Origin of the sequence: Bosea vestrisii, assembly GCF_030144325.1 — a bacterium.
Classification (GTDB): Bacteria; Pseudomonadota; Alphaproteobacteria; order Rhizobiales; family Beijerinckiaceae; genus Allobosea; species Allobosea vestrisii_A.
Genome location: NZ_CP126307.1, coordinates 683,141 through 703,171, shown reverse-complemented (window position 1 = coordinate 703,171; position 20,031 = coordinate 683,141). Strand labels below are relative to the sequence as shown.

The following is a 20,031-nucleotide window of genomic DNA, read 5'->3' as shown; positions in this document are numbered from 1 at the left end:
GCGGCGACAGATGGCTCTGCACCGATGCGCAAGTGCCGCGAAGGAAATGGAGCAGGGCAATGCGAGCGATCGCTTTACGTGGGTAGCCGAGCTGCCTGCGGTGGTCGGTTCGCGTCCCGCACAGTCGAGCGATTGACGAGGCCCGCTTCACTTCTCAGGAGCGACAGCAGATTGAGAGTGGCGGGACTGAGATAGCCACCTCGGCGAATGACGGCATAGACGGGATTGGCCACCTTGAGGTCAGAGATCACGATGGTGGCCAGCGAACCGGTGCGCAGCTCCTCCTCGATCGCGCTTTCCGGCAATAGCGCGAGGCCAAGGCCAGCCTCGACCAATCGCTTCATCGCGTTGAGGCTGTCGACGGGCGTCCAGCGGATCTCGCCGATCCCGCATGCCTGAAACTGTGCGAATATGTTGTCCGCGAAGCTTTCGCGTAGATCGTAGGCATTGCGGAAGGCGAACCAGCGCTCGTCGCGCAAGGCCGACATCGACGCCAGGGACGTGCCGGCGAAAGGATGTTCGGGGGCACATGCGACGGCCATGGTTTCCGACGCGATATGCTCGCAGACGAGGTCGGGCGCGACATCGAGAAGATAGCGCAGTCCGATCATGGCTTCGCCACGCCTCACCAGCTCGCTGACCTCGGCGCTCGTGGCGGTGCTGATCGACAGATCGATTCCAGGGTGATCGGCTGTGAAGCGTTTCAGCACCGCGGTGAGGTTCGATCCAGCAAGCGTGCCGACGGTGACGAGCGCGACATGGCCGGCATCGCCCGTGCGCATCGCCTCGATCGCGCTCTGCGCATCGCGCAGCGCGGCCAGCACGCGTTCGGCATGGGGCAGTAGCACTCCGCCTGCTTCACTGAGCACCACTCCACCCGCAGCTCGCTCGAACACCGGCACGCCGAGTTCGCCCTCCAGCAGCGCGATGCGCCGGCTGATCGCCGGTTGGGAGCGGCCGAGGATTTCAGCGGCGCGGGAAAACCCGTTGGCATGATGGATGGTGACAAAGGTCTCGAGGGCTTCGCTGTCCATGCTCATGCAAAAAGCTGATCGGCACTAGCGATACTATGACTTCGACAGATGGCCCCGCAAGCAGCATTACGAAGGCGCGAGGCGCGAACCGGATGGTGTCCAGAGATGCAGGTGATGACTTCGACAGACGGTGATCCCGCCCATGTTCGCGCGGCGCCGTCTCATCCGGATCCGTACCCTTATTATGCCCGTCTCGCGCGAGAGCGGCCGTTCTTCCGAGACGAGATCAATGGCTGGTGGGTGGCTGCGAGCGCCGCGTCCGTCGCCGAGGTCCTGGCCAGTCCGGTCTGTCTCACCCGTCCTTTGAGCGAGCCGGTCCCAGAGGCGCTACGCGGCGGCGCAGCAGCCGAAATTTTCGGTCGGCTTGTGCGGCTGCGCGACGATGAGGCACACGGCAACCTCAAGGACGCGGTAGCGGGCGCTTTGGCCAGCATCGACCTTCGTCAGGTGTCGGATATTGCGCGGGGGCGTGCGGCCGAACTCTATGACGAGCTGGGGCCGGTCCGTGACAAAGCCTGGATCACCCGGTTCATGTTCGCGCTGCCGGTGCAAGTCATCGCTCGCCTGCTCGGCATCCCCCAGAGGCACTTCGGCGACGTCATGGGTTGGCTCGGCGATTATGGCGCCGCCGCAGCGGCTGTCGGAACCGGAATCCCGACAGCGACACCCGAGATGATCGCGCGCGGGCATCGCGGCGCGAAAGCGCTGCTGGACCTTGTGGGCACGCTAGCGGACGACCCCGAGCGGCGAGGGCCGCTCTTCGATGCGCTGATCCGGGAGGCGACGCGCCTCGGATGCGACGACAAGGATGTGATCGTCAACGCCATTGGCTACATGATCCAGGGCTATGCCGGGACCGCGTCGCTGATCGGATCGACCCTTCTCGCGCTGGCGCGAGATCCGGCGTTGTGCACGAAGGTCGACGCCGACAAGGCCTTGTTGCGTCCGCTCATTGCGGAGGTGGCGCGGCACGACACCGTGACCAGCAGCACTTTTCGCTTCATGGCGCGCGATGGCGAGATCGCCGGTCACAGGCTGCGCCAGGGCGAGATGATCATCGTCCTGCTGGCGGCGGCCAACCGCGATCCCACGCTCAACCCCGACCCCGATCGGCTCGACATTGCGCGGGCGAACCGGAAATCCTTCGAATTCGGCGCTGGCGCCCACGCTTGCCCGGCGGACAAGGCCGCCTCTCTGCTCGTCGAGATCGCAGTCGGCCACCTGCTGGCCTGGCGCGTGCCTCTCGACCGTCTCGCGGCATCGTTGGCCTATGCCACGTCCGGACATGTCCGGACGCCCTTGTTCAAGGATTGAGGGCAAGATCGATATCCAGAACTGGCGCCTAACGCCGCTATCGCCCGATCACTCCGCGCCGACGCAGCAGGAACAGGGTCAGCATCGAGGCGGCGAGGCAGGCCACTGTGACCATCTCGGCGCCGAGATCCGATTCCACCCAGGGCAGCCCCTTCACATTGATGCCGAATAGGCCGGTGATGAAGGTCGCCGGCAGGAAGAGCGCCGTCAGGATAGAGAGCACGTAGAGCTGCCGGTTGGTCTGGTTGGCGGAGCGCACCGCAATCTCGTCCTGCAGCAGGCGAGCCCGGTCCTGCACCGACTGGATGTCCTGGCGCAGCGTGTCGACCCGTAGCAGAAGTCGCAAGGCACTGGCCCGGATCGCTTCCGGGGCCGAGCGCCCCGACGGCGTCTCGGCGAAGCGCCGGAACAGCAGGTGAAGGCCGGCGAGCTGGCGGTGCAACTGCACGGCGGAGCGGCGGACGGAGCCGACGCGCTGTGGACCGTTCTCCAGCTTGTCGAGCAGGATCTGGTCCTCGACGCTGTCGGTCTCGTCGGAGAGCCGCACGACCGCGTCGGTGACGTCGTCGATCAGGTACTCGATGATGTGCTCGAACATTTCGGCCGGAGAGGCGATCTGCTCGCCGGCATTGAGGGCCTCGACGGCTTTGCGGATCGATTGCAGTGCCTCGCGCCGGCCGGTCAGCAGGAAGCGCTCGCCGACGGCCCAGGCGAGTGTGCCGATATGGTCGGTGCGGTCGACAATGTCGCGGGTGAGGTCATGGGCGATGCCCCAGACCAGACTGGCGGAATGGTCGAGCCGCTGATGCGTCTCCCGCGAGAGCAGGAGCTCGCGCGCCGCGGGCGGAAGAGCCCTCTGCTCATCGATCCAGGCCTGGGCCCTCGTGTGGACGAGGTCGAGATGCAGCCAGACGAAGCCTTCTACCGGCGCGAGCGTCGGCACTTCGTCGCGCGGCAGCAGTTCAGGCGTGCCGTTAGCGTCGAAACGGTAGGCCCAGACGATGCCCGTCTGCGATTGGATGTCCGGCAACATTAGTATTCCGCATTCTGGCTGGCACGCTGATGTCGCATCAGCGCCTGTCAGATGACGGTTTTGCGACGCTCGTCGTCAGTCGCGGTCGATCGAGCCTGTCGTGGCGACGTCGCGTGCCTGCGCCGATTTCGGAATCTTGCCGGGCGGGGCGAACTTCAGCGGCGTGTTGCCGGCAGCCTTCGGCGTCCTCAGTCCTGCGGGACTGGCCGGGGGGCTTCGGCGTGGTGGCGACCTTGGGCTCGTCGCCGCGCCATTTGCGGGCGCCGATGTCAAAGCGGCCGTCGCGCCAGGCGGCGAATTCGCGTTCCGTGCCGAAGAAGGCGTTGCGGTCGACGTCGCCGGTGATGCCGGGCACGCGGCCGGTGGTGGTGAACTGCCAGAACTCCCACTGCTTGCGCTCATAGCGGTGCTTGAGCGGGGCGGCGGTCGAGCGCAGCCAGTAGGGGTAGTCGTTGAACTCGCCTTCGAGCACGTCCTCGTGGAAGGTGATGTCGGTATAGATGATCGGCTTCTTGCCGGTGTGCTCCTGCAGGCCCCTGAGCATCTCTCGGATCTTGGCGAGCGCCTTCTCGCGCGGGATCTTCTTGCCGCATTTGGCGGATTCGCCGTTCCACTCCACGTCGAGCACCGGCGGCAGAGCGTCCGGGTCGCGCGGGATGTGGCGTTTGAACCAGCGCACCTGGTCCTTGGCCGGCCGGCACCAGTAGACGAAGTGGTAGGCGCTGCGCGGCACGCCAGCTGCCTTCGCTCCGGCCCAGTTGCGCCGGAAGCTCGGGTCGAGATGGTCGCCGCCCTCGGTCGCCTTGATGAAGGCGAAGCGAGTGCCGGCGTCCTTGACCTTGGCCCAGTCGATTTCGCCCTGCCAGCGCGAGATGTCGATGCCCTGGATCGAGCGCTGGCGTGCATCGCGCACCCCGGCGTGGGGGGAGGAATCGCCCTTCTTCGGGTAGAGCGCCAGTGCGGGCCCGGCGCAGAGCAGGCCGAGAATGGCCGCGGCAAACGCCGGCAAGGGCAAAGCTGTGGCTGGCCGCGCTTCTGGACTGGTCTCAGCGCGCCGCGCCATGCTTGTCTCCCATTTGCGGGAAAAGGATAGGCGGCGGCCGAGTTAAGAGGTGGTTAGCATTCGAGTGGCCGGCTTCAGGCTTGGTTAACCGGCGGGAGGCTGGCGATGGAGGACCCGGAGGGCGCGGGGAAAGACAAGGGCAGCCGGGTCCTGGCCTATGGCGTCCACGTGCTGACGGCGCTCGGCGCCGCGCTCGGCTTGCTGGCGCTCCAGGCGGTTTTCACGGGCGACCTGGCGCAGGCCTTCGCCTGGCTGGGCGTGGCGCTGGTCGTCGATGCGGTCGATGGGCCGCTGGCTCGGCGTTTCGCTGTGAAGGAGCGGGCGACGCGCTATGACGGCGCGCAGCTCGACCTCGTCGTCGACTTCGTCACCTATGTCTTCGTGCCGGCAGCGATGCTGCTGCGGCCGGAGGTGATGGCGCAGCCCTATGGGATCATCGCCGGCCTCATCGTGACGCTGGCGAGCGCGCTCTATTTCGCGGACACCGGCATGAAGACCGACGACTGGTGGTTCCGCGGCTTCCCGGCAGTCTGGAATATCGTCGTGTTCTATATCGTCGCCTTCACGCCACCGGTCTGGCTGGCGCTGCTGGTCATCCTGATCGCCACTGTCTTGATGTTCCTGCCGGTCGTGTTCGTGCACCCGGTGCGGGTGCGCCGCTGGCGCGGGCTGACGCTGGCGGTGCTGGCGTTATGGGGCGCGGCGACCGTTGCTACGATCTGGCAGGGAATGGCGCCGGATGCCTGGAGCAAGGCCGGGCTGGCGCTGGCGGCCTGCTATTTCGTCGGATTGGGATTGGCGCGCGCCAGGGTGCGGCGCGGATAGGCGCTTACTCGGATTCCGGCGCCGGCTCGTCTTCGACGACCTGGCCGATTGGCGCTGGTTGGAAGGCGGCTGCGGCCACTGTCCTGCTGGCGCCCGGCATCGTCGCCACCGGCGTATGCTCCGGGCCGGGGCTCGGTTGCGGCGGCACGCGGCGCTCGCGCGTCCAGGTGCGGGTGCCGATGTCGAAGCGGCCCTCGCGCCAGCCGGTGAACTCGCCTTCATTGCCGTAAAAGGCGTTGCGGTCGACATCGCCCCTGATGCCGGGGACGCGGCCGGTGGTGGTGAACTGCCAGAAGGCCCAGGGCCGGTTGTTGTAGCGGACCTCTGGCTTCGCAGCGGTCGAGCGGATCCAGTAGGGGTAGTCGTTAAACTCGCCTTCCAGAATGTCCTTGTGGAAGGTGATGTCTGTGTAGATCACCGGCTTCTTGCCGGTGAGCTGCTCGAGCTCGGTCAGCATCAGCCGGATCTTCTCCAGCGCCAGCGAGCGCTCGACCTTCTTCGGGCAGGTCTTGGAGTGGCCGTTCCATTCGAGGTCGAGCACCGGCGGCAGCGCGTCGGGATCGTTCGGGATCTGCTGCTTGAACCAGACCGCCTGCTCATGCGCCGGGCGGCACCAGTAAACGAAGTGGTAGGCGCCACGCGGCACGCCGGCCCGGCGGGCGCCTTCCCAGTTCCTCTGGAAAGCCGGATCGACATGGTCGCCGCCCTCGGTCGCCTTGATGTAGACGAAGCGGGTGCCGGCGGCCTTGACCGAGGCCCAGTCGATCTCGCCCTGCCAGCGCGAGATGTCGATGCCCTGGATCGGGTATTGCCTGGCAGCCTCGACGCCGGGATGCGGGCGTGCATCGCCCTTGGACGGGTAGTTATCCAGCCCAACGCAGCCGCCCAGAACCGTCAGGGCGGCGAGGAGCGCGAAAGGGGCGAGGGAAAGGGTTTTCATGCGGCGGGCGGTCATTTCTCGGACAATTAAGGAGAAAGCTTGACGCCCGGTTTACGTTACCGGTTTTTCCGCGGATGTCAGGTCAGACGCAGCAGCAGCGTCGCAATGCTGAGGAAGGAGAAAAAGCCGACCACGTCAGTGATGGTGGTGACGAAGGTGCCGGACGCGATCGCCGGATCGATGCCGGCCTTGTCGAGCGCCAATGGCACGGCGACGCCGGCGAGCGCCGCGATGATCAACGTCGCGACCATGGCGAGGCCGATCACGGAGCCGAGCATGGGATTGCCGAACCAGAAGCCGGCGACCAATGCGGTGATGAGCGCGAAGGCGACGCCGTTGAGCACGCCGACAATCATCTCGCGCCGGAAGAAGCGGCCCATGTTCCAGCCGCCGAGCTCGCCGGTGCCGAGTGCGCGGACCGCCACGGTCATCGTCTGGGTCGCGGCATTGCCACCCTGGCTGGCGACGATCGGGGCGAGCACGGCGAGCGCGACGAGCTTGCCGAGCTGCTCCTCGAACATCGCCATCACGGAAGCGCTGACGAAGGCCGCTATCAGGCTGATGAAGCGCCAGCGAAAACGGCCGAGCGCGACCTGGCGCACCGAGTCGGAAATCTCCTCTTCCGCGTCGACGCCGCCGAGCTGCTTGACGTCGTCGTCGCCGGCTTCCTCGATCACGTCGACGATGTCGTCGATGGTCATGACGCCGACCAGCCGGCCGGCGGCGTCGATCACCGGCGCGGCGACGAGGTTGTAGCGCTGGAACATGCGCGCCACGTCCTCGATGTCGTCGGTGGCCTGCACGACGCGGCGGTCGTCTTCGACGAGATCGGCGACGCTGACCGGACGCTGGGTGCGCAACAGCTGGTCAAGTCTGACGGTGCCGACGAAACGATGACTGGGGTCGGCGACGAATATCTCGAAGAAGCGCTCAGGCAGCTCTTTGGTCTCGCGCAGGAAATCGATGGTCTGGCCGACGGTCCAGAACGGCGGCACAGCGATCACCTCGGGCTGCATGCGCCGGCCAGCCGAGTCTTCGGGATAGTCGAGACCCTGCTGCAGCACCGTCCGCTCGGCCGGCGTCAGCTTGTCCAGGATCTCGCGCTTGTCGGCCTCGTCGAGGTCTTCGAGGATGTAGACCGCGTCGTCGGTGTCGAGATCGCGCACGCCCTCGGCGACCGTCTCCGGCGAGAGCTCCTCGAGAATCTCCTCGCGGACGGCGTCATCGACCTCGGTCAGCGCGGCAAAGTCGAAATCGTTGCCGAGCAGGGAGATCAGCTTCGGCCGCTCCTCGGCATCGAGCGCCTCGATCAGGTCGCCGAGATCGGCCTCGTGCAGTTCGGCAACGAGCTTGCGCAGCGTCGTGACGTCGGAAAGCAGGACGGCCTGCGAGACCTGCTCGACGAAGCCGGAATCGATCGCGCCGTCCTCGTCACGGACCTGGCGCTCCCGCGTCTCGTCCGGAGCGTGCTCGGCTTCCGCCATGGGTCGCTCCGCGATTCGAGGGGAGGGGATTCGGGGCAGGAGAGTCGCGCCGGAACGCGCCAGCGCCCTTGTGTCAGTGCCGCCACGACAAGGCAACGCACCGAAAGCGGATTCGATGCATCCGAAACGAAAAACGGCGATCCTTGCGGATCGCCGTTTCACGAGCTCTCGCTCTAAACTGGTGCGGTCAAGAGGACTCGAACCTCCACGGGTCTCCCCGCTACCACCTCAAGGTAGTGCGTCTACCAATTCCGCCATGACCGCAGCGGCTCTTAAGGGCACCGCGCTTTGGCGGTGAACTCCGGAGCGGCGCGGGTCTAGCAAATCGAGTTCCCGGCTACAAGAGCTGCGATCAGGAAAAACGTAACGGCTGTGGGAAGAAGGCTCAGGCCGCGTCGGCGACGGTCTCGAGCGAGTAGACGGTCGGGCGCTTCAGCATCTCGGTGATCTCGACCGAGATTCGCGTTCCGGCGACGACGACATGGCCCTTGGCGAAGGGGTGGTTGTTGGCGAGGATCTGGACCTCGTCGTTCTCGGTCGCGTTGAGCTCGATGATCGCGCCGCGGCCCATGCGCAGCAATTTGTAGATCGGCATCTGCGCCGAGCCGAGCACCACCGTCAGCTCTACCGCGACGTGATCGAGATCAGCCTTCAAAACCCGCCTCCGCAGACCTACTTCAAAATGATTCCACGAACTTGCCAGCGACGCGGAAACCGGCGCATGAGCAGCGGCGAAGCGATCGGACGCCGCACCGGTTGCCAAGAGTTGAACAAACTAGGTTAAGCCATAGTGAAGACGCGCGAGGCGCTGTCGGTCTCGTTCCTGCCGGAGGCGGGTTCAGAGCCGGTCGAATGGGTGATCGCCGACGAGCCGGTCGGCTATGAAGCGGCCGTCGCCGAGATGGAGGCGCGTGCCGCCCTGATCGCCGATGGCATGGCGCGCGAGCGCGTCTGGCTGGTCGAGCATCCCGCGCTCTACACCGCCGGCACCTCGGCCAAGGACGCGGACCTTCTGACCCCGGAGCGCTTCCCCGTGCACCGGACCGGGCGTGGCGGGCAGTTCACCTATCACGGGCCCGGCCAGCGCGTCGCCTATGTCATGCTTGATTTGAAGCGACGCGAGCCGGATCTGCGCCGTTTCGTCTCGGCGCTGGAAGCCTGGCTGATCGGTACGCTCGCCGCCTTCAATATCCGCGGCGAGCGGCGCGAGGAGCGTGTCGGCGTCTGGGTGCGCCGGCCGGAGAAGGGAGCGGATGCCGAGGACAAGATCGCGGCGCTTGGCATCCGCGTCCGGCGCTGGGTCTCGTTCCACGGCATCTCGCTCAATGTCGAACCTGAGCTGATGCATTTCGACGGCATCGTGCCTTGCGGCGTCTCCGACCAGGGCGTGACTTCGCTGGTCGATCTCGGCCTGCCGGTGACGATGCCGGAGGTCGACAGCGCGCTGCGGGCCGAGTTCGAGCGGGTCTTTGGCCCGACTGTCGCCGTTTCCTGACGTTTACCTTGCGTTGACCATCAGCCCGGATGCTTGCCTCGTGATATCAACCACGGGGACGACGATGACGAGGTTCATCTTCGCGGGCTGCCTGGCAGCCCTGCTTTCAGCCTGCTCAACCACCGAAGAGCGCATTGCGGGCGCCGCTGCAGGTGCAGGCACCGGGGCGATCGTCGGCGGGCCGATCGGCGCCGTCGCGGGTGGGGCGATTGGCGCGTTCGCAGCTCCAACCGTGACCGGTTCGGTCAAGCGCATGCGCGAATAGCGTTTCGGCAGAATCACGCACGGCGCATCTGCGCGCCGTCGCCTGTTTGCCTTTTGGGCGCGGCGCGCCATAACCCGCACTGAAGAGTTGTCGTGAGGGAGCGCGCCGTGGCGATCATCGAGAGCAAGGTCGATCTCAATTCGGCCGAGGCGCGCGCCAACACGCAAGCCTGGAGCGTGCTGCGCGAGCAGTTGACGGAGCGGCGCGCGACCGCCGCGCTCGGCGGCAATGCCCGCTCGCGCGAGCGCCACACGTCGCGCGGCAAGCTTCTGCCGCGGGAGCGCGTGCTGCGTCTGCTCGATCCCGGCTCGGCCTTCCTCGAGATCGGCGCGCTCGCCGCCTTCGACATGTACGACAAGGAAGTGCACGGCGCCGGCATGATCGCGGGCATCGGCCGTGTCGCCGGGCGCGAGGTGATGGTCGTCAGCAACGACGCCACCATCAAGGGCGGCACCTACCACCCGATGACGGTGAAGAAGCATCTGCGCGCCCAGGAGATTGCGCGCGAGAACCGTCTGCCTTGCATCTATTTGGTCGATTCGGGCGGCGCGAACCTGCCGCACCAGACCGAGGTCTTTCCCGACCGCGAGCATTTCGGCCGGATCTTCTACAATCAGGCGACCCTGTCTGGCCTCGGCATCCCGCAGGTCGCCGTGGTGATGGGCTCGTGCACCGCCGGCGGCGCCTATGTGCCGGCGATGTCGGACGAGACGGTCATCGTCAGGAATCAGGGCACTATTTTCCTGGGCGGCCCGCCGCTGGTGAAGGCCGCGACCGGCGAGGTCGTCTCGGCCGAGGACCTCGGTGGCGCCGACGTCCATGCCAGGCTGTCCGGCGTCGCCGACCACTATGCCGGCGACGACACCCATGCGCTCGCGATCGCGCGGCGGATCGCCAGCAATTTCAACAGCGTCAAGCGGCCGGACATCGATATCGCCGAGCCGGTCGAGCCGCTCTATGGCGCCGACGAGCTCGAATCGGTGGTGCCGACCGACCTCAAGAAGCAATACGACGCCCGCGAGATCATCGCCCGGCTGGTCGACGGCTCGCAGCTCGACGAGTTCAAGCCGCTCTACGGCTCGACCCTGGTCACGGGCTTCGCCCGTATCCACGGCATCCCGGTCGGCATCATCGCCAATAACGGCATCCTGTTCTCGGAGAGCGCACTCAAGGGCGCGCATTTCATCGAGCTCTGCTGCCAGCGCCGCATCCCGCTGCTCTTCCTGCAGAACATCACCGGTTTCATGGTCGGCCGCGAGGCCGAGACGCGCGGCATCGCCAAGGACGGCGCCAAGCTGGTGACGGCGGTCGCCTCGGCGCGGGTGCCGAAGATCACCGTGCTGGTCGGCGGTTCGTTCGGCGCCGGCAATTACGGCATGTGCGGGCGCGCCTACTCGCCGCGCTTCCTGTTCGCCTGGCCGAACTCGAAGGTCTCGGTGATGGGCGCCGAGCAGGCGGCGAGCGTGCTCGCGACCGTGCGCGGCGACAATCTCGAAGCCGAGGGCAAGCCCTGGACGGCTGAGGATGCGGAGGCCTTCAAGGCGCCGATCCGCGACAAGATCGAGGCCGAGGGCTCGCCCTATTACGCCACCGCCCGGCTCTGGGACGACGGCATCATCCTGCCCTCCGAGACCCGCCGCGTGCTGGCGCTCGCCTATTCCGCCTGCCTCAACGCCGAGGTGCCGGAGACGCGGTTCGGCGTGTTCAGGATGTGAGGCGAGCCGCCTCTCCCTTCTCCCCTTGCGGGAGAAGGTGGCCCGCAGGGCCGGATGAGGGGTCGCGCAGGTCTTGAAAGCTCTGGGAAATGCGGCGCTGGGTTCACGATCAGCGTCGCGCGACCCCTCACCCTAACCCTCTCCCGCAAGGGGAGAGGGGATATGGCGCGCTTCGTCAGTTCTTGGTCAGCCCCAGTTCCTTCAGCACGCCGTTGCCGCGCTCGGTGAAGGCCTTCACATACGCGGCGAATTCCTCCGGCTTGTCCCAGACCGGGGTGATGCCGCGATCGGCCATGCCCTTGCGGACATCCTCGCGCTGCATGGTGCGCTGGGCGGCGTCGAACAGGATCTTGCGGCGGTCGGCCGGGACGCCCTTGGGCGCGGCGAGTGCGAACCAGTTCTGGTAGGTCCAGTCGAGGCCCGCCTCCTTGGCGCTCGGCACGTCCGGGAAGTTCGGGTGACGCTCCTCGGTCATCAGCAGGATGGTGCGCACCCGTCCGGCGTCGAGCATCGCCTTGGCCTCGATCGGCGAACCGGTGAAGACCTGCAGGCCGCCGGCGACGAGGTCCTGCAACGCAGGGGCGCCGCCATTGCTCGGCACCCAGCGCACCGCGTCGGGGGCGATACCGGCGGCCTTCAGGATGCCGCCCGAGGCGATGTGCCAGGAGCCGCCGACGCCGGTGCCCGACGCCATGATCGAGCCCTTCGGGCTGTCCTTCACCGCCTTGAGATAGTCGGCTGCGGTCTTCCACGGGCTGTCGGCCTTGACGGTGATGCCGGCCGGGATCAGCGACACCCGCGAGAACATGTCGATTGAATCCGGCGTGAGCTCGCCGAGGCCGAGCGACTTGAAGAACGAGATCTCCGGGCTGGCACCGCCGATGGTGTAGCCGTCCGCCGTGGCGGTCGCGATCGCGGTGTGGCCGGTGATGCCGCCTCCGCCGGTGCGGTTGACGACGTTGACCGGCTGCTTCAGCTCGGCCTCGAGCCCGTTGGCGAAGATCCGCATGACCGAATCCATGCCGCCGCCGGCCGCCCAGGGCACGATCAATTGCACCGGCCGATCCGGGAAGGCGAAGGCTGGCGCTGCGCCGATGGCGAGCGCGCCCAAGGCCAGCGCGAGCTTGCGGAAACCCATCATCATACTCCTCCCATGCTTGTCGCTTGTTCTTGCATGCAAGAGTAAAGCCCTCGCGCGGAGGCGACAAGGGTGTATGCGGAATTTTGTATGCAGGATAATGTAGTGCTTGCCCGCATGGCTCTGGTCCTGGTTGACGTCGGGAAGGTGTCTGAAAACCGGGAAGCGCGACTGGTCAGAGCCGCTCGGCGCCAAGTCGAGCTCCTGGCTGCGAGGCCATACCTGGGATCGGCTATCCGCGAAGGCCTGGGCTGCGTGACCTCACGTGGGCACGCAGGTCTTCTTGACGTTGTCCCAGACGCCATCCTGGCAGGGGATATCCGCGAAGTCCGCAAGCAGGCGGAGTGCGACTGCCGCGAGACAGATGAGAAGAACGACCGCCACGCCAATCATCCAAGTCTTCACTGTATGACTCCTGGCTCATCATCCCGGATCACAGGGGAACCGCCGTCGTCTCCTTGCCGGTCTTGTTGACGACCATGGTGTAGTAGCGGGTCACATTGCTGCCTTCGCCGAACAGCAGCTCGCACAGCGCCGTCAACTCGTCCATGTCGGCCACGCGCAGCATCAGGATCACGTCGGTCTGGCCGGTGACGCCATAGGCCTGGACGATTGCCGGCTGGCGTGCCGCCTGCTCGAGGAACTGTCGCCGGCTCGGCTCGTCATGCCGGGTGAGCTCGACGGCGATGATCACTTTCAGGCTCTTGCCGGCCTTAGCGAGGTCGAGGATCGCGACGGTGCGCAGGATCAGCCCGGCCGCTTCCAGCCGCCGGATCCGCCGCAGGCAACTTGACGGCGCCAGCCCTACCTCGTCCGCCAATTGCGCATTGGTGCGCGAGGCGTCGGCCTGGAGCAGGTTGAGCAGCTTCCTGTCGATGCGATCCATCGCGGCCATCCCTTCGCTTGCCGTGCAATAAAATTGCACGAAGTCGACGATTTTGACCACCGCTGAGCATGCGTTGGCGCTAATTTTCCGGCGTCAATCGAGGACCGCTGCCGATGCCGCTGCAAACCCAGTTTTACCGCAAGACACTGGAGACGCTGACCGTCTACCGCGAGCTGGTGGTGATCATGGTTCCGATCGCCGTGGCGACGCAGGCTTTGACCGAACTCGGCGTGATCAAGGCCGTAGCGCCCTGGCTCGCGCCGGCGATGGGGCTGTTTGGCCTGCCCCCGAGCTGGCGCTGGCCTGGCTGACGGGATTGCTGGTCGGGATGTGGGGCGCTGTGGTCGTCCTGTTCACGCTCGTGCCGATGACGGCGCTCAGCACCGCCGACATGACCGTGTTCTCGACCCTGCTCCTGATGGCGCATGCCATTCCGGTCGAGCAGCGCATCGTCGCCAGGGCCGGGCCGAGCTTCTGGACGACGTCGATCCTGCGCATCGCCGGCGCAATGGCCTTCGCCGCGCTGCTGCATCAGCTCTTTGCCGCGACGGGCTGGCTGTCGCAGCCGATCGCCCCGGTCTGGAAACCCATGGCGGGCGAGGGCGGCTGGATCGGCTTCGCCTATGGCACCGCCAAGACGCTCGTGGTGATGCTCGGGGTCCTGCTTGCCTTGTCCTGGGCGATGGAACTGCTCAGGGCGGCCGGCATTCTCGACGTGCTCTACAAGGCTCTCGCCCCGTTGTTCCGGCTGGTCGGCCTGCGCGAGGAGGCGCTGCCCTTCACCACCGTCGGCCTGTTGCTGGGCATTTCCTATGGCAGCGGGCTGATGCTGGCGGAGGTGCGCCGGCAGCCGATCGAACCACGGCAGGTCTTCCTCGCCAGCGTCTTCATGGGCTTCGCCCACAGCCTGATCGAGGATACGCTGGTCGTGGTCGCCCTGGGCGCCGACCTGACCACCGTGCTGTTCGGACGGCTGGCCTTCGCAATCGCTGCGACGGCGGCGGTCGCTTTTGTTCTCGACCGGTTCTCGGACACGTCCATCGCGCCGAGCGATTCTGCGAGCCGGTCCTAGCCGCCGGGGTCACCCGAACTCGGCGACGACGAAGTCGACGAAGCTGCGCAGCTTCGGAGTCGGGCGGCGGTCCGGCATGAAGACGATGTGTATCGGGCGCGTCGGAGCCCCGTAGTTCGGCAGCACCTGGACCAAGCGGCCGCTAGCGAGGTCCTCGCGCAGCATATCCTCCGCTTGGAGAGTGATGCCGAAGCCTGAGAGCGCCGCCTGGCGCAGCGCCTGGCCGTTATTGACCAGGAACTGGCTGCGCACGCTGACGCGCTCGATGCCGGAGGGACCGGTGAACTCCCAGTCGAACAGAGGCGGGGCGGCCCAATAGGCAAAGCCGAGGCATTCATGGCTGGCGAGATCCGCCGGCACCTTCGGCGTGCCGCGCTGCGCGAGATAGGCCGGGGAGGCGCAAGCGATCAGCTGGTAGGGCTTCAGCGCGCGGGCGATCAGGCCTGAATCCTTCAAAGGCGAGATGCGGATCACCGCGTCATAGCCTTCCTCGGTAAGGTCGACGACACGGTCGCTGAGCGTCAGTTCGACGCTGACCTCGGGAAAGCGCTGCATGTAGCGGGTCAGCGCCGGCGTCAGACTGTGGGCGCCGAAGCTGAGCGGGGCGTTGATCCGGAGCTTGCCGCGTGGGGTGGCGCGCAGGTTCTGCGCGATCGCGTCGGCCGCCTCCGCTTCGGCCAGGACGAGCTTGCAGCGCTCGTAATAGGCTGAGCCGATCTCGGTCAGGCTCTGGCGCCGTGTCGTCCGGTGCAGCAGGCGTGCGCCGGTGCGCTCTTCGAGGAATCGCAGATGCTTGCCGACCATTTGCGAGGACAGGCCGAGGCTGATGCCGGCGGCGGTGAGCGAGCCTGCCTCCACCGTCCTGACGAAAACCTCCATGCTGGTCAGGCGATCCATGATTGCACACTGATTGTTTCAGGTGTGGAGATCATACGCCGACTTATTGCCCATGCACGAGTAATCCATATCCCCCTCATCAATCATCGATGAGGAGCTAGCCATGCCGCGTATCGTTCGTTTTCATGAGAAGGGCGAACCCGAGGTTTTGCGGATCGAGGAGGTCGAGACCGCGCCGCCGGGACCGGGCGAGTTGCAGATCGCGGTCAAGGCGATCGGCCTCAACCGGGCCGAGTCGATGTTCCGCTCCGGCCCCTATGTCGAGGAGCCGGTGTTCCCGGCCCGCCTCGGTTATGAGGCGGCCGGTATCGTCACCGCACTGGGGCAGGGCGTCGAGGGCTTCGCCAAGGGCGATGTGATCAGCATCGTGCCGCCGCTCTCAATCACGCGCTGGGGCAGCTATGGTGAGGTCGCGACGGTGCCGGCCGCCGTCGCGGTGAAGCATCCGGCGGAGCTCTCCTTCATCGAGGCCGCCGCGCTCTGGATGGCGCATGTCACCGCCTATGGCGCGCTGGTCGAGCTCGCCGGATTGAAGGTCGCCGAATATGTGCTGATCACCGCAGCCTCGAGCAGCGTCGGCATTGCGGCGATCCAGACGGCGCGGGCCATCGGCGCGATCCCGATCGCGGCGACGCGGACGCGCGCGAAGGCGCAGGCGCTGAGCAAGGTCGGCGCGGCGCATGTCGTCGTCACGCAGGAGGAGAATCTGGCGGAGGCCGTCGCCAGGCATACCGGCGGGCAGGGCGCCCGCGTCGCCTTCGATCCGGTCGCGGGGCCGGCGCTGGAGCAGGTCTTCGGCGCCATGGCGCAGAACGGCATCGTCATCGCCTATGGCGCGCTCTCGCCGGAGCCGACGCCGCTGCCGCTCTTCCCGCTGCTGGCGAAGAACCTGCGGCTAGCCGGCTATCAGTACAAGGAGGTCGTGCGCGATCCGCAGGCGCTGGAACGCGCCAAGGCCTTTATCCTCGACGGGCTGAAGCGCGGCGCGCTCAAGCCGGTGATCGACAAGGTCTTCGCCTTCGACGAGATCGTCGCGGCGCATCGCTATCTCGAAACGAACCAGCAGTTCGGCAAGATCGTCGTCGAGGTGCAGTAGGCCGGCTAGTGCGGCGTTCCGGCCTGGGCCGGCCCGGGCTGGACGCCTCGTGCGGTATTCTGCTTCCGACCCACGCCCGACGTAGGTTACGTCCGCTTTGGGTGGGGCCAAGTCGTAAGCCGCCGTCCGGATCGGCCGGCGGTGGACGGGCAATGCGGCATGTTCGCGCTCCGCACCGGGCTGATGCGCTTCACTCGGGCATGACGATACGAATCGGGCGTGTCCCGATCGGAGCGCCAGTCGCACGGTCTATGGTAACGGGATCGATCTCCGTTCCGGTCTCGGCGTCGAAGAACCGGGTTACACCGTCGTTGTTGCGGTGCTTTCGGCCCCACGCACCGATCGCGAACAGCACCGGCAGAAGGTCCAGACCAGCCGTCGTCAGCAGGTATTCCTCCCGCGGCGGCCGTTCCGAATAGCGGCGTTTTTCAAGAAGACCTTCCTCCGTCAGGGCCGCGAGTCGGCGTGTCAGGGATCGTCGGGGCGATGCCCAGGCTTTTCCGGAACTCGTCGAAGCGTGTGAGCCCGGTATGGGCGTCCCGCATGATCAGCATGCTCCATGCGTCCCCCCACCAGCGCGAGGCTGCGGGCGATCAGGCATGGCTGGTCAGGGAGATTCTGCATGTCGATATCTTTTTGATAGTGACTTAGTATCGAAATGATAGTAACAGGATGCTCGTCGATGTTCCATGACGGAATGAAAGCAGAGACCGATGAGCAAGACAGAACGTGGCGTCGCCCTCGTCACAGGCGCCTCCTCCGGGATTGGGCTGGCGACGGCGCGAGCGCTGCGGCGCGACGGCTACCGGGTGTTCGGAACCAGCCGGAAGGCGATGGTCGACACCGACGGGATCACCATGCTGGTCTGCGACGTGACCGACGAAGAATCCGTGCGGCAGATGGTCGATGAGGTTTTGAGCCGCGCCGGGCGGATCGATCTTCTCGTCAATAATGCCGGCCTCGGCCTTTTAGGCGGCGCTGAAGAGTCTTCGGCTTCCCAGGCCCAGGCACTGTTCGATGTAAACGTCTTCGGCGTCGTGCGTCTGACCAACGCGGTCCTGCCTGCAATGAGGCGCCAGCGAGCGGGCCGGATCATCAACATGAGCTCCATTCTCGGGCTCGTTCCTGCTCCCTTCAACGCCTTCTATGCTTCGACGAAACACGCGATCGAGGGCTACTCGGAATCGCTCGACCACGAGGTACGAACGCAGGGCATCCGCGTCGTACTGGTGGAGCCGGGCGGCATCCGCACGTCTTTTGAGGAGAACATCACGCGCGCGGATCGGCCGCTTCCCCTTTACGATACCGTCCGTGCCGACGCGGAAACACTGATGCGGGAGGTCATCGAGACGGGGGATTCTCCGGAAGTGGTTGCCGACGCGGTGGTCAAGGCGGCCAACGCGGCGTCGCCGAAAAGACGTTACACGGCCGGAAAGGCGGCGGGGCAGGTCCGCTTCATGCGCCGCTTCTTGCCCGAGTCGTTCGTCGACAAAAATCTTCGGAAGTTCAACAGGCTCCCTGCCTGAACCGCTCGGTCCGGTGAAAACCTCTCAGAAGAAGAAAATCCCATGAAAGCCTTCATCGTCGATCGATACAAAAAGAACGGCGCGCTGCGGCTCGGCGAGATGCCGGAGCCGGTCTTGCGGGATGACGATGTCCTGGTCGAGATCCATGCAGCAGGGCTCAACCTTCTGGATTCCAAGCTCCGCGACGGCGAGTTCAAGCTCATCCTTCCGTACCGCCCGCCCTTCATCCTGGGACACGACCTGGCGGGCAAGGTGGTCCGCGTCGGATCGAATGTCCGGCGCTTCAAGCCGGGCGACGAGGTCTATGCCCGGCCGCGCGATGGCCGGGTCGGGACGTTCGCGGAGTTCATCGCCGTGAACGAAGCCGACGTGGCGCTGAAGCCGACGAACCTCACCATGGAGGAAGCGGCTTCCATTCCCCTGGTGGGGCTGACGGTCTGGCAGGTGCTGGTCGAGCGAGCCGGTCTGCGAAAAGGGCAGAAGGTCCTCATTCATGCCGGTTCCGGCGGCGTAGGGACATTCGCCATCCAGCTTGCCAAGCATCTTGGCGCGACCGTCGCGACCACCACGAGCACGGCGAATGTCACGCTGGTCGAGAGCCTCGGGGCCGATGTCGTGATCGACTACAAGAAGCAGGACTTCGAGAAGGTCCTGTCCGGCTACGATGTCGTGCTCAACAGCCTGGATGGCGACACGCTTCAAAAATCCCTGAATGTGCTGAAGCCCGGCGGCAAGCTGATCTCGATCTCCGGTCCGCCGGACCCAGATTTCGCCAGGGAACAAGGGCTGAACTGGTTTCTACGGCAGGTCACGCGCGTTCTGAGCTTCGGCATCCGGAGGAAGGCCAGGGCCCGGCGGGTCGGCTATTTGTTTTTGTTCATGCGTGCGAACGGCGAGCAGTTGCGCCAGATCACATCGCTGATCGAAGCCGGGATCATTCGCCCCGTCATGGATCGCGTCTTCCCGTTCGAAGCGACCAACGAGGCCATGGCCTACATCGACGCGGGACGATCAAAGGGCAAAGTCGTCGTCAAGCTGAGGTGAAGAACGCGCGGGCTACCCCAGACTGAACGCCTCGTGCACCGCGCTCTGCACGCCGCCGCCCATGACCGGGCCGCCGCCGGCGACGTGGATGGCATCGCCGACCAGCGCGGCGCCGAGGCCGTGGCGCGGCGTCAGCATCGGGGCGTATTGCTCCCAGCCGTCGCTGGCGGGGTCATAGGCCTCCATCTGGCCGAAGACGCGGTTGGTGCCTTCGCCGCCCATGATGAAGACCTTGCCGCGATAGAGCACGGCGCCATGGCCGGAGCGGGCGGTCGGCAGCGGGTTGCGCGGCGCCCATTTGTCGCTCGCCGGATCATAGGCGTGGTGCAGGTTCGAATTGGTGTGGAACGAGTCGACGCGCCCGCCGATGACGTGGATCAGGTTGCCGATGGCGAGCGTTCCGGTGTGGTCGCGCGCCGTCGGCAGCGGCGAGCGCTCGCTCCAGGCATCGGCCTTGGGATCGTAGACGCGGTGCCAGTTGACCGAGGTCTTGCTCTCGGTGGTGTCGCCGATCGCGCCGCCGATCGAATACAGCAGGCCGTTCAAGCCGACGATCGCGGCCGAGCCGATCGGGCGGGGCAGGGGCGCGATCTCGGCCCATTTGTCGGTCTTGGGATCATAGACGAAGCAGCGTGGATGCGGCTTGCGGTTCTGCTCAAGGAAGCCGCCGATGGCGTAGAGCCTGCCATCGAGGAAGGCGACGCCGACATGGTTGGCGCCTTGCGGCAGCGGCGCGCCGTCGCTCCATTTGTCGGCCTTGGGATCGTAGACATGGTGATAAGGCCGGTCGGTACGCTGCTCGCCATAGCCGCCGACGATATGCATGCGGTCGTCAAAGGCCGCCGCCCAGGCCATCTCCGAACGCGGCAGCGGCAGCAGGGCCTTCGCAACCCAGCGGCCGGGGTTAGCCGCCTTCGGCGCCGGTGAATCGAAGACATTCTGCGAGGCGGCGAGCTCGGGCTTGCCGATCCGGCCCGGCTGGTTCAGCCGCTCATAGTGGCCGCCATGCTGCTCATGGCCGGGTTGCTGGGCGAAAGCGGGCAGGCTGAGGCCCGCGGCCCCGGCGGCGATGAAACTGCGGCGGCTCAGGCTGGTCATCATGCGTCCTCCCTGGCTAGAACTGTAGGGCAGGCGCATACGCTGGCAAGCCGCCGGTCTGCGGGAAAAGCGGTTCCGCATACTGCATACGCTGTTATGGTGCGGC

General features: G+C 66.1%; 19 protein-coding genes, 1 tRNA gene and 2 pseudogenes. 10 read left to right on the top strand and 12 right to left on the bottom strand.

The window, feature by feature from the left end; all coding sequences use genetic code 11:
* Positions 1 to 74: 74 nt before the first annotated feature.
* Entirely contained in the window at positions 75 to 1,040 is a 966-nt protein-coding gene (locus QO058_RS03345; RefSeq protein ID WP_284170307.1) for a LysR family transcriptional regulator, read from the bottom strand.
* Positions 1,041 to 1,139: 99 nt separating this feature from the next.
* On the opposite strand from QO058_RS03345, the gene QO058_RS03340 reads away from it, so the two are divergent.
* Positions 1,140 to 2,348, top strand: a complete 1,209-nt coding sequence (locus QO058_RS03340; protein ID WP_284170306.1) for a cytochrome P450 — start codon at positions 1,140 to 1,142, stop codon at positions 2,346 to 2,348.
* Between the two features lie 37 nt (positions 2,349 to 2,385).
* On the opposite strand, the gene QO058_RS03335 is transcribed toward QO058_RS03340, so the two are convergent.
* Together QO058_RS03335 and QO058_RS03330 are read right to left on the bottom strand one after the other, a co-directional pair.
* The gene (locus QO058_RS03335) at positions 2,386 to 3,381 is read right to left on the bottom strand and encodes a CorA family divalent cation transporter (protein WP_284170305.1); all 996 of its coding nucleotides are present in this window, start codon (positions 3,379 to 3,381) and stop codon (positions 2,386 to 2,388) included.
* Between the two features lie 286 nt (positions 3,382 to 3,667).
* Positions 3,668 to 4,444: pseudogene (locus tag QO058_RS03330) on the bottom strand (glycoside hydrolase family 25 protein); the annotation flags it as partial.
* A 105-nt stretch (positions 4,445 to 4,549) separates the two neighbouring features.
* Here QO058_RS03330 and QO058_RS03325 point away from each other — a divergent pair.
* A complete protein-coding gene (locus QO058_RS03325) occupies positions 4,550 to 5,269 on the top strand; it encodes a CDP-alcohol phosphatidyltransferase family protein (RefSeq protein ID WP_284170304.1) in 720 nt (239 codons plus the stop codon).
* Between the two features lie 4 nt (positions 5,270 to 5,273).
* Here QO058_RS03325 and QO058_RS03320 read toward each other — a convergent pair whose 3' ends face one another.
* From QO058_RS03320 to QO058_RS03305, 4 genes are all read right to left on the bottom strand, one after another.
* Entirely contained in the window at positions 5,274 to 6,209 is a 936-nt protein-coding gene (locus QO058_RS03320; protein WP_284170303.1) for a glycoside hydrolase family 25 protein, read from the bottom strand.
* A gap of 77 nt (positions 6,210 to 6,286) precedes the next feature.
* The gene (mgtE, locus tag QO058_RS03315; RefSeq protein ID WP_284170302.1) at positions 6,287 to 7,693 is read right to left on the bottom strand and encodes a magnesium transporter; all 1,407 of its coding nucleotides are present in this window, start codon (positions 7,691 to 7,693) and stop codon (positions 6,287 to 6,289) included.
* 179 nt (positions 7,694 to 7,872) lie between these two features.
* Positions 7,873 to 7,957: transfer RNA gene (locus tag QO058_RS03310), tRNA-Leu, on the bottom strand.
* 121 nt (positions 7,958 to 8,078) lie between these two features.
* Complete coding sequence (locus QO058_RS03305; RefSeq protein WP_126110608.1) at positions 8,079 to 8,348, bottom strand: FliM/FliN family flagellar motor switch protein; 270 nt, start codon at positions 8,346 to 8,348, stop codon at positions 8,079 to 8,081.
* 135 nt (positions 8,349 to 8,483) lie between these two features.
* On the opposite strand from QO058_RS03305, the gene lipB reads away from it, so the two are divergent.
* The 3 genes from lipB to QO058_RS03290 all read left to right on the top strand — a co-directional run bounded on the left by lipB (position 8,484) and on the right by QO058_RS03290 (position 11,168).
* Complete coding sequence (gene lipB, locus QO058_RS03300) at positions 8,484 to 9,188, top strand: lipoyl(octanoyl) transferase LipB (protein WP_432212007.1); 705 nt, start codon at positions 8,484 to 8,486, stop codon at positions 9,186 to 9,188.
* Between the two features lie 64 nt (positions 9,189 to 9,252).
* On the top strand, positions 9,253 to 9,453 hold the full coding sequence (locus QO058_RS03295) for a hypothetical protein (protein ID WP_181430334.1): 201 nt from the start codon (positions 9,253 to 9,255) through the stop codon (positions 9,451 to 9,453).
* A gap of 107 nt (positions 9,454 to 9,560) precedes the next feature.
* Complete coding sequence (locus QO058_RS03290) at positions 9,561 to 11,168, top strand: carboxyl transferase domain-containing protein (RefSeq protein WP_284170301.1); 1,608 nt, start codon at positions 9,561 to 9,563, stop codon at positions 11,166 to 11,168.
* Between the two features lie 175 nt (positions 11,169 to 11,343).
* Here QO058_RS03290 and QO058_RS03285 read toward each other — a convergent pair whose 3' ends face one another.
* Together QO058_RS03285 and QO058_RS03280 are read right to left on the bottom strand one after the other, a co-directional pair.
* Positions 11,344 to 12,309 carry a tripartite tricarboxylate transporter substrate binding protein gene (locus tag QO058_RS03285; protein WP_284170300.1) on the bottom strand — a complete coding sequence of 322 codons (966 nt, stop codon included), beginning with the start codon at positions 12,307 to 12,309 and terminating at the stop codon, positions 11,344 to 11,346.
* A 430-nt stretch (positions 12,310 to 12,739) separates the two neighbouring features.
* A complete protein-coding gene (locus QO058_RS03280) occupies positions 12,740 to 13,192 on the bottom strand; it encodes an Lrp/AsnC family transcriptional regulator (protein ID WP_284170299.1) in 453 nt (150 codons plus the stop codon).
* Between the two features lie 113 nt (positions 13,193 to 13,305).
* On the opposite strand from QO058_RS03280, the gene QO058_RS03275 reads away from it, so the two are divergent.
* Complete coding sequence (locus QO058_RS03275) at positions 13,306 to 13,503, top strand: hypothetical protein (protein ID WP_284170298.1); 198 nt, start codon at positions 13,306 to 13,308, stop codon at positions 13,501 to 13,503.
* A gap of 17 nt (positions 13,504 to 13,520) precedes the next feature.
* Entirely contained in the window at positions 13,521 to 14,264 is a 744-nt protein-coding gene (locus QO058_RS03270) for a nucleoside recognition domain-containing protein (RefSeq protein ID WP_284170297.1), read from the top strand.
* 9 nt (positions 14,265 to 14,273) lie between these two features.
* Here QO058_RS03270 and QO058_RS03265 read toward each other — a convergent pair whose 3' ends face one another.
* Complete coding sequence (locus QO058_RS03265) at positions 14,274 to 15,161, bottom strand: LysR family transcriptional regulator (RefSeq protein WP_284170296.1); 888 nt, start codon at positions 15,159 to 15,161, stop codon at positions 14,274 to 14,276.
* A gap of 103 nt (positions 15,162 to 15,264) precedes the next feature.
* On the opposite strand from QO058_RS03265, the gene QO058_RS03260 reads away from it, so the two are divergent.
* On the top strand, positions 15,265 to 16,257 hold the full coding sequence (locus QO058_RS03260; RefSeq protein ID WP_284170295.1) for a zinc-dependent alcohol dehydrogenase family protein: 993 nt from the start codon (positions 15,265 to 15,267) through the stop codon (positions 16,255 to 16,257).
* A gap of 190 nt (positions 16,258 to 16,447) precedes the next feature.
* Here the strand turns inward: QO058_RS03260 and QO058_RS03255 are convergent.
* Positions 16,448 to 16,881, bottom strand: a pseudogene (locus QO058_RS03255) (winged helix-turn-helix transcriptional regulator).
* Positions 16,882 to 16,970: 89 nt separating this feature from the next.
* On the opposite strand from QO058_RS03255, the gene QO058_RS03250 reads away from it, so the two are divergent.
* Together QO058_RS03250 and QO058_RS03245 are read left to right on the top strand one after the other, a co-directional pair.
* On the top strand, positions 16,971 to 17,783 hold the full coding sequence (locus QO058_RS03250) for an oxidoreductase (protein WP_284170294.1): 813 nt from the start codon (positions 16,971 to 16,973) through the stop codon (positions 17,781 to 17,783).
* 42 nt (positions 17,784 to 17,825) lie between these two features.
* The gene (locus QO058_RS03245; RefSeq protein WP_284170293.1) at positions 17,826 to 18,827 is read left to right on the top strand and encodes an NADP-dependent oxidoreductase; all 1,002 of its coding nucleotides are present in this window, start codon (positions 17,826 to 17,828) and stop codon (positions 18,825 to 18,827) included.
* A 12-nt stretch (positions 18,828 to 18,839) separates the two neighbouring features.
* On the opposite strand, the gene QO058_RS03240 is transcribed toward QO058_RS03245, so the two are convergent.
* Positions 18,840 to 19,925, bottom strand: coding sequence for a Kelch repeat-containing protein (locus QO058_RS03240; protein WP_284170292.1), 1,086 nt, complete (start codon positions 19,923 to 19,925; stop codon positions 18,840 to 18,842).
* Positions 19,926 to 20,031 lie beyond the last annotated feature (106 nt).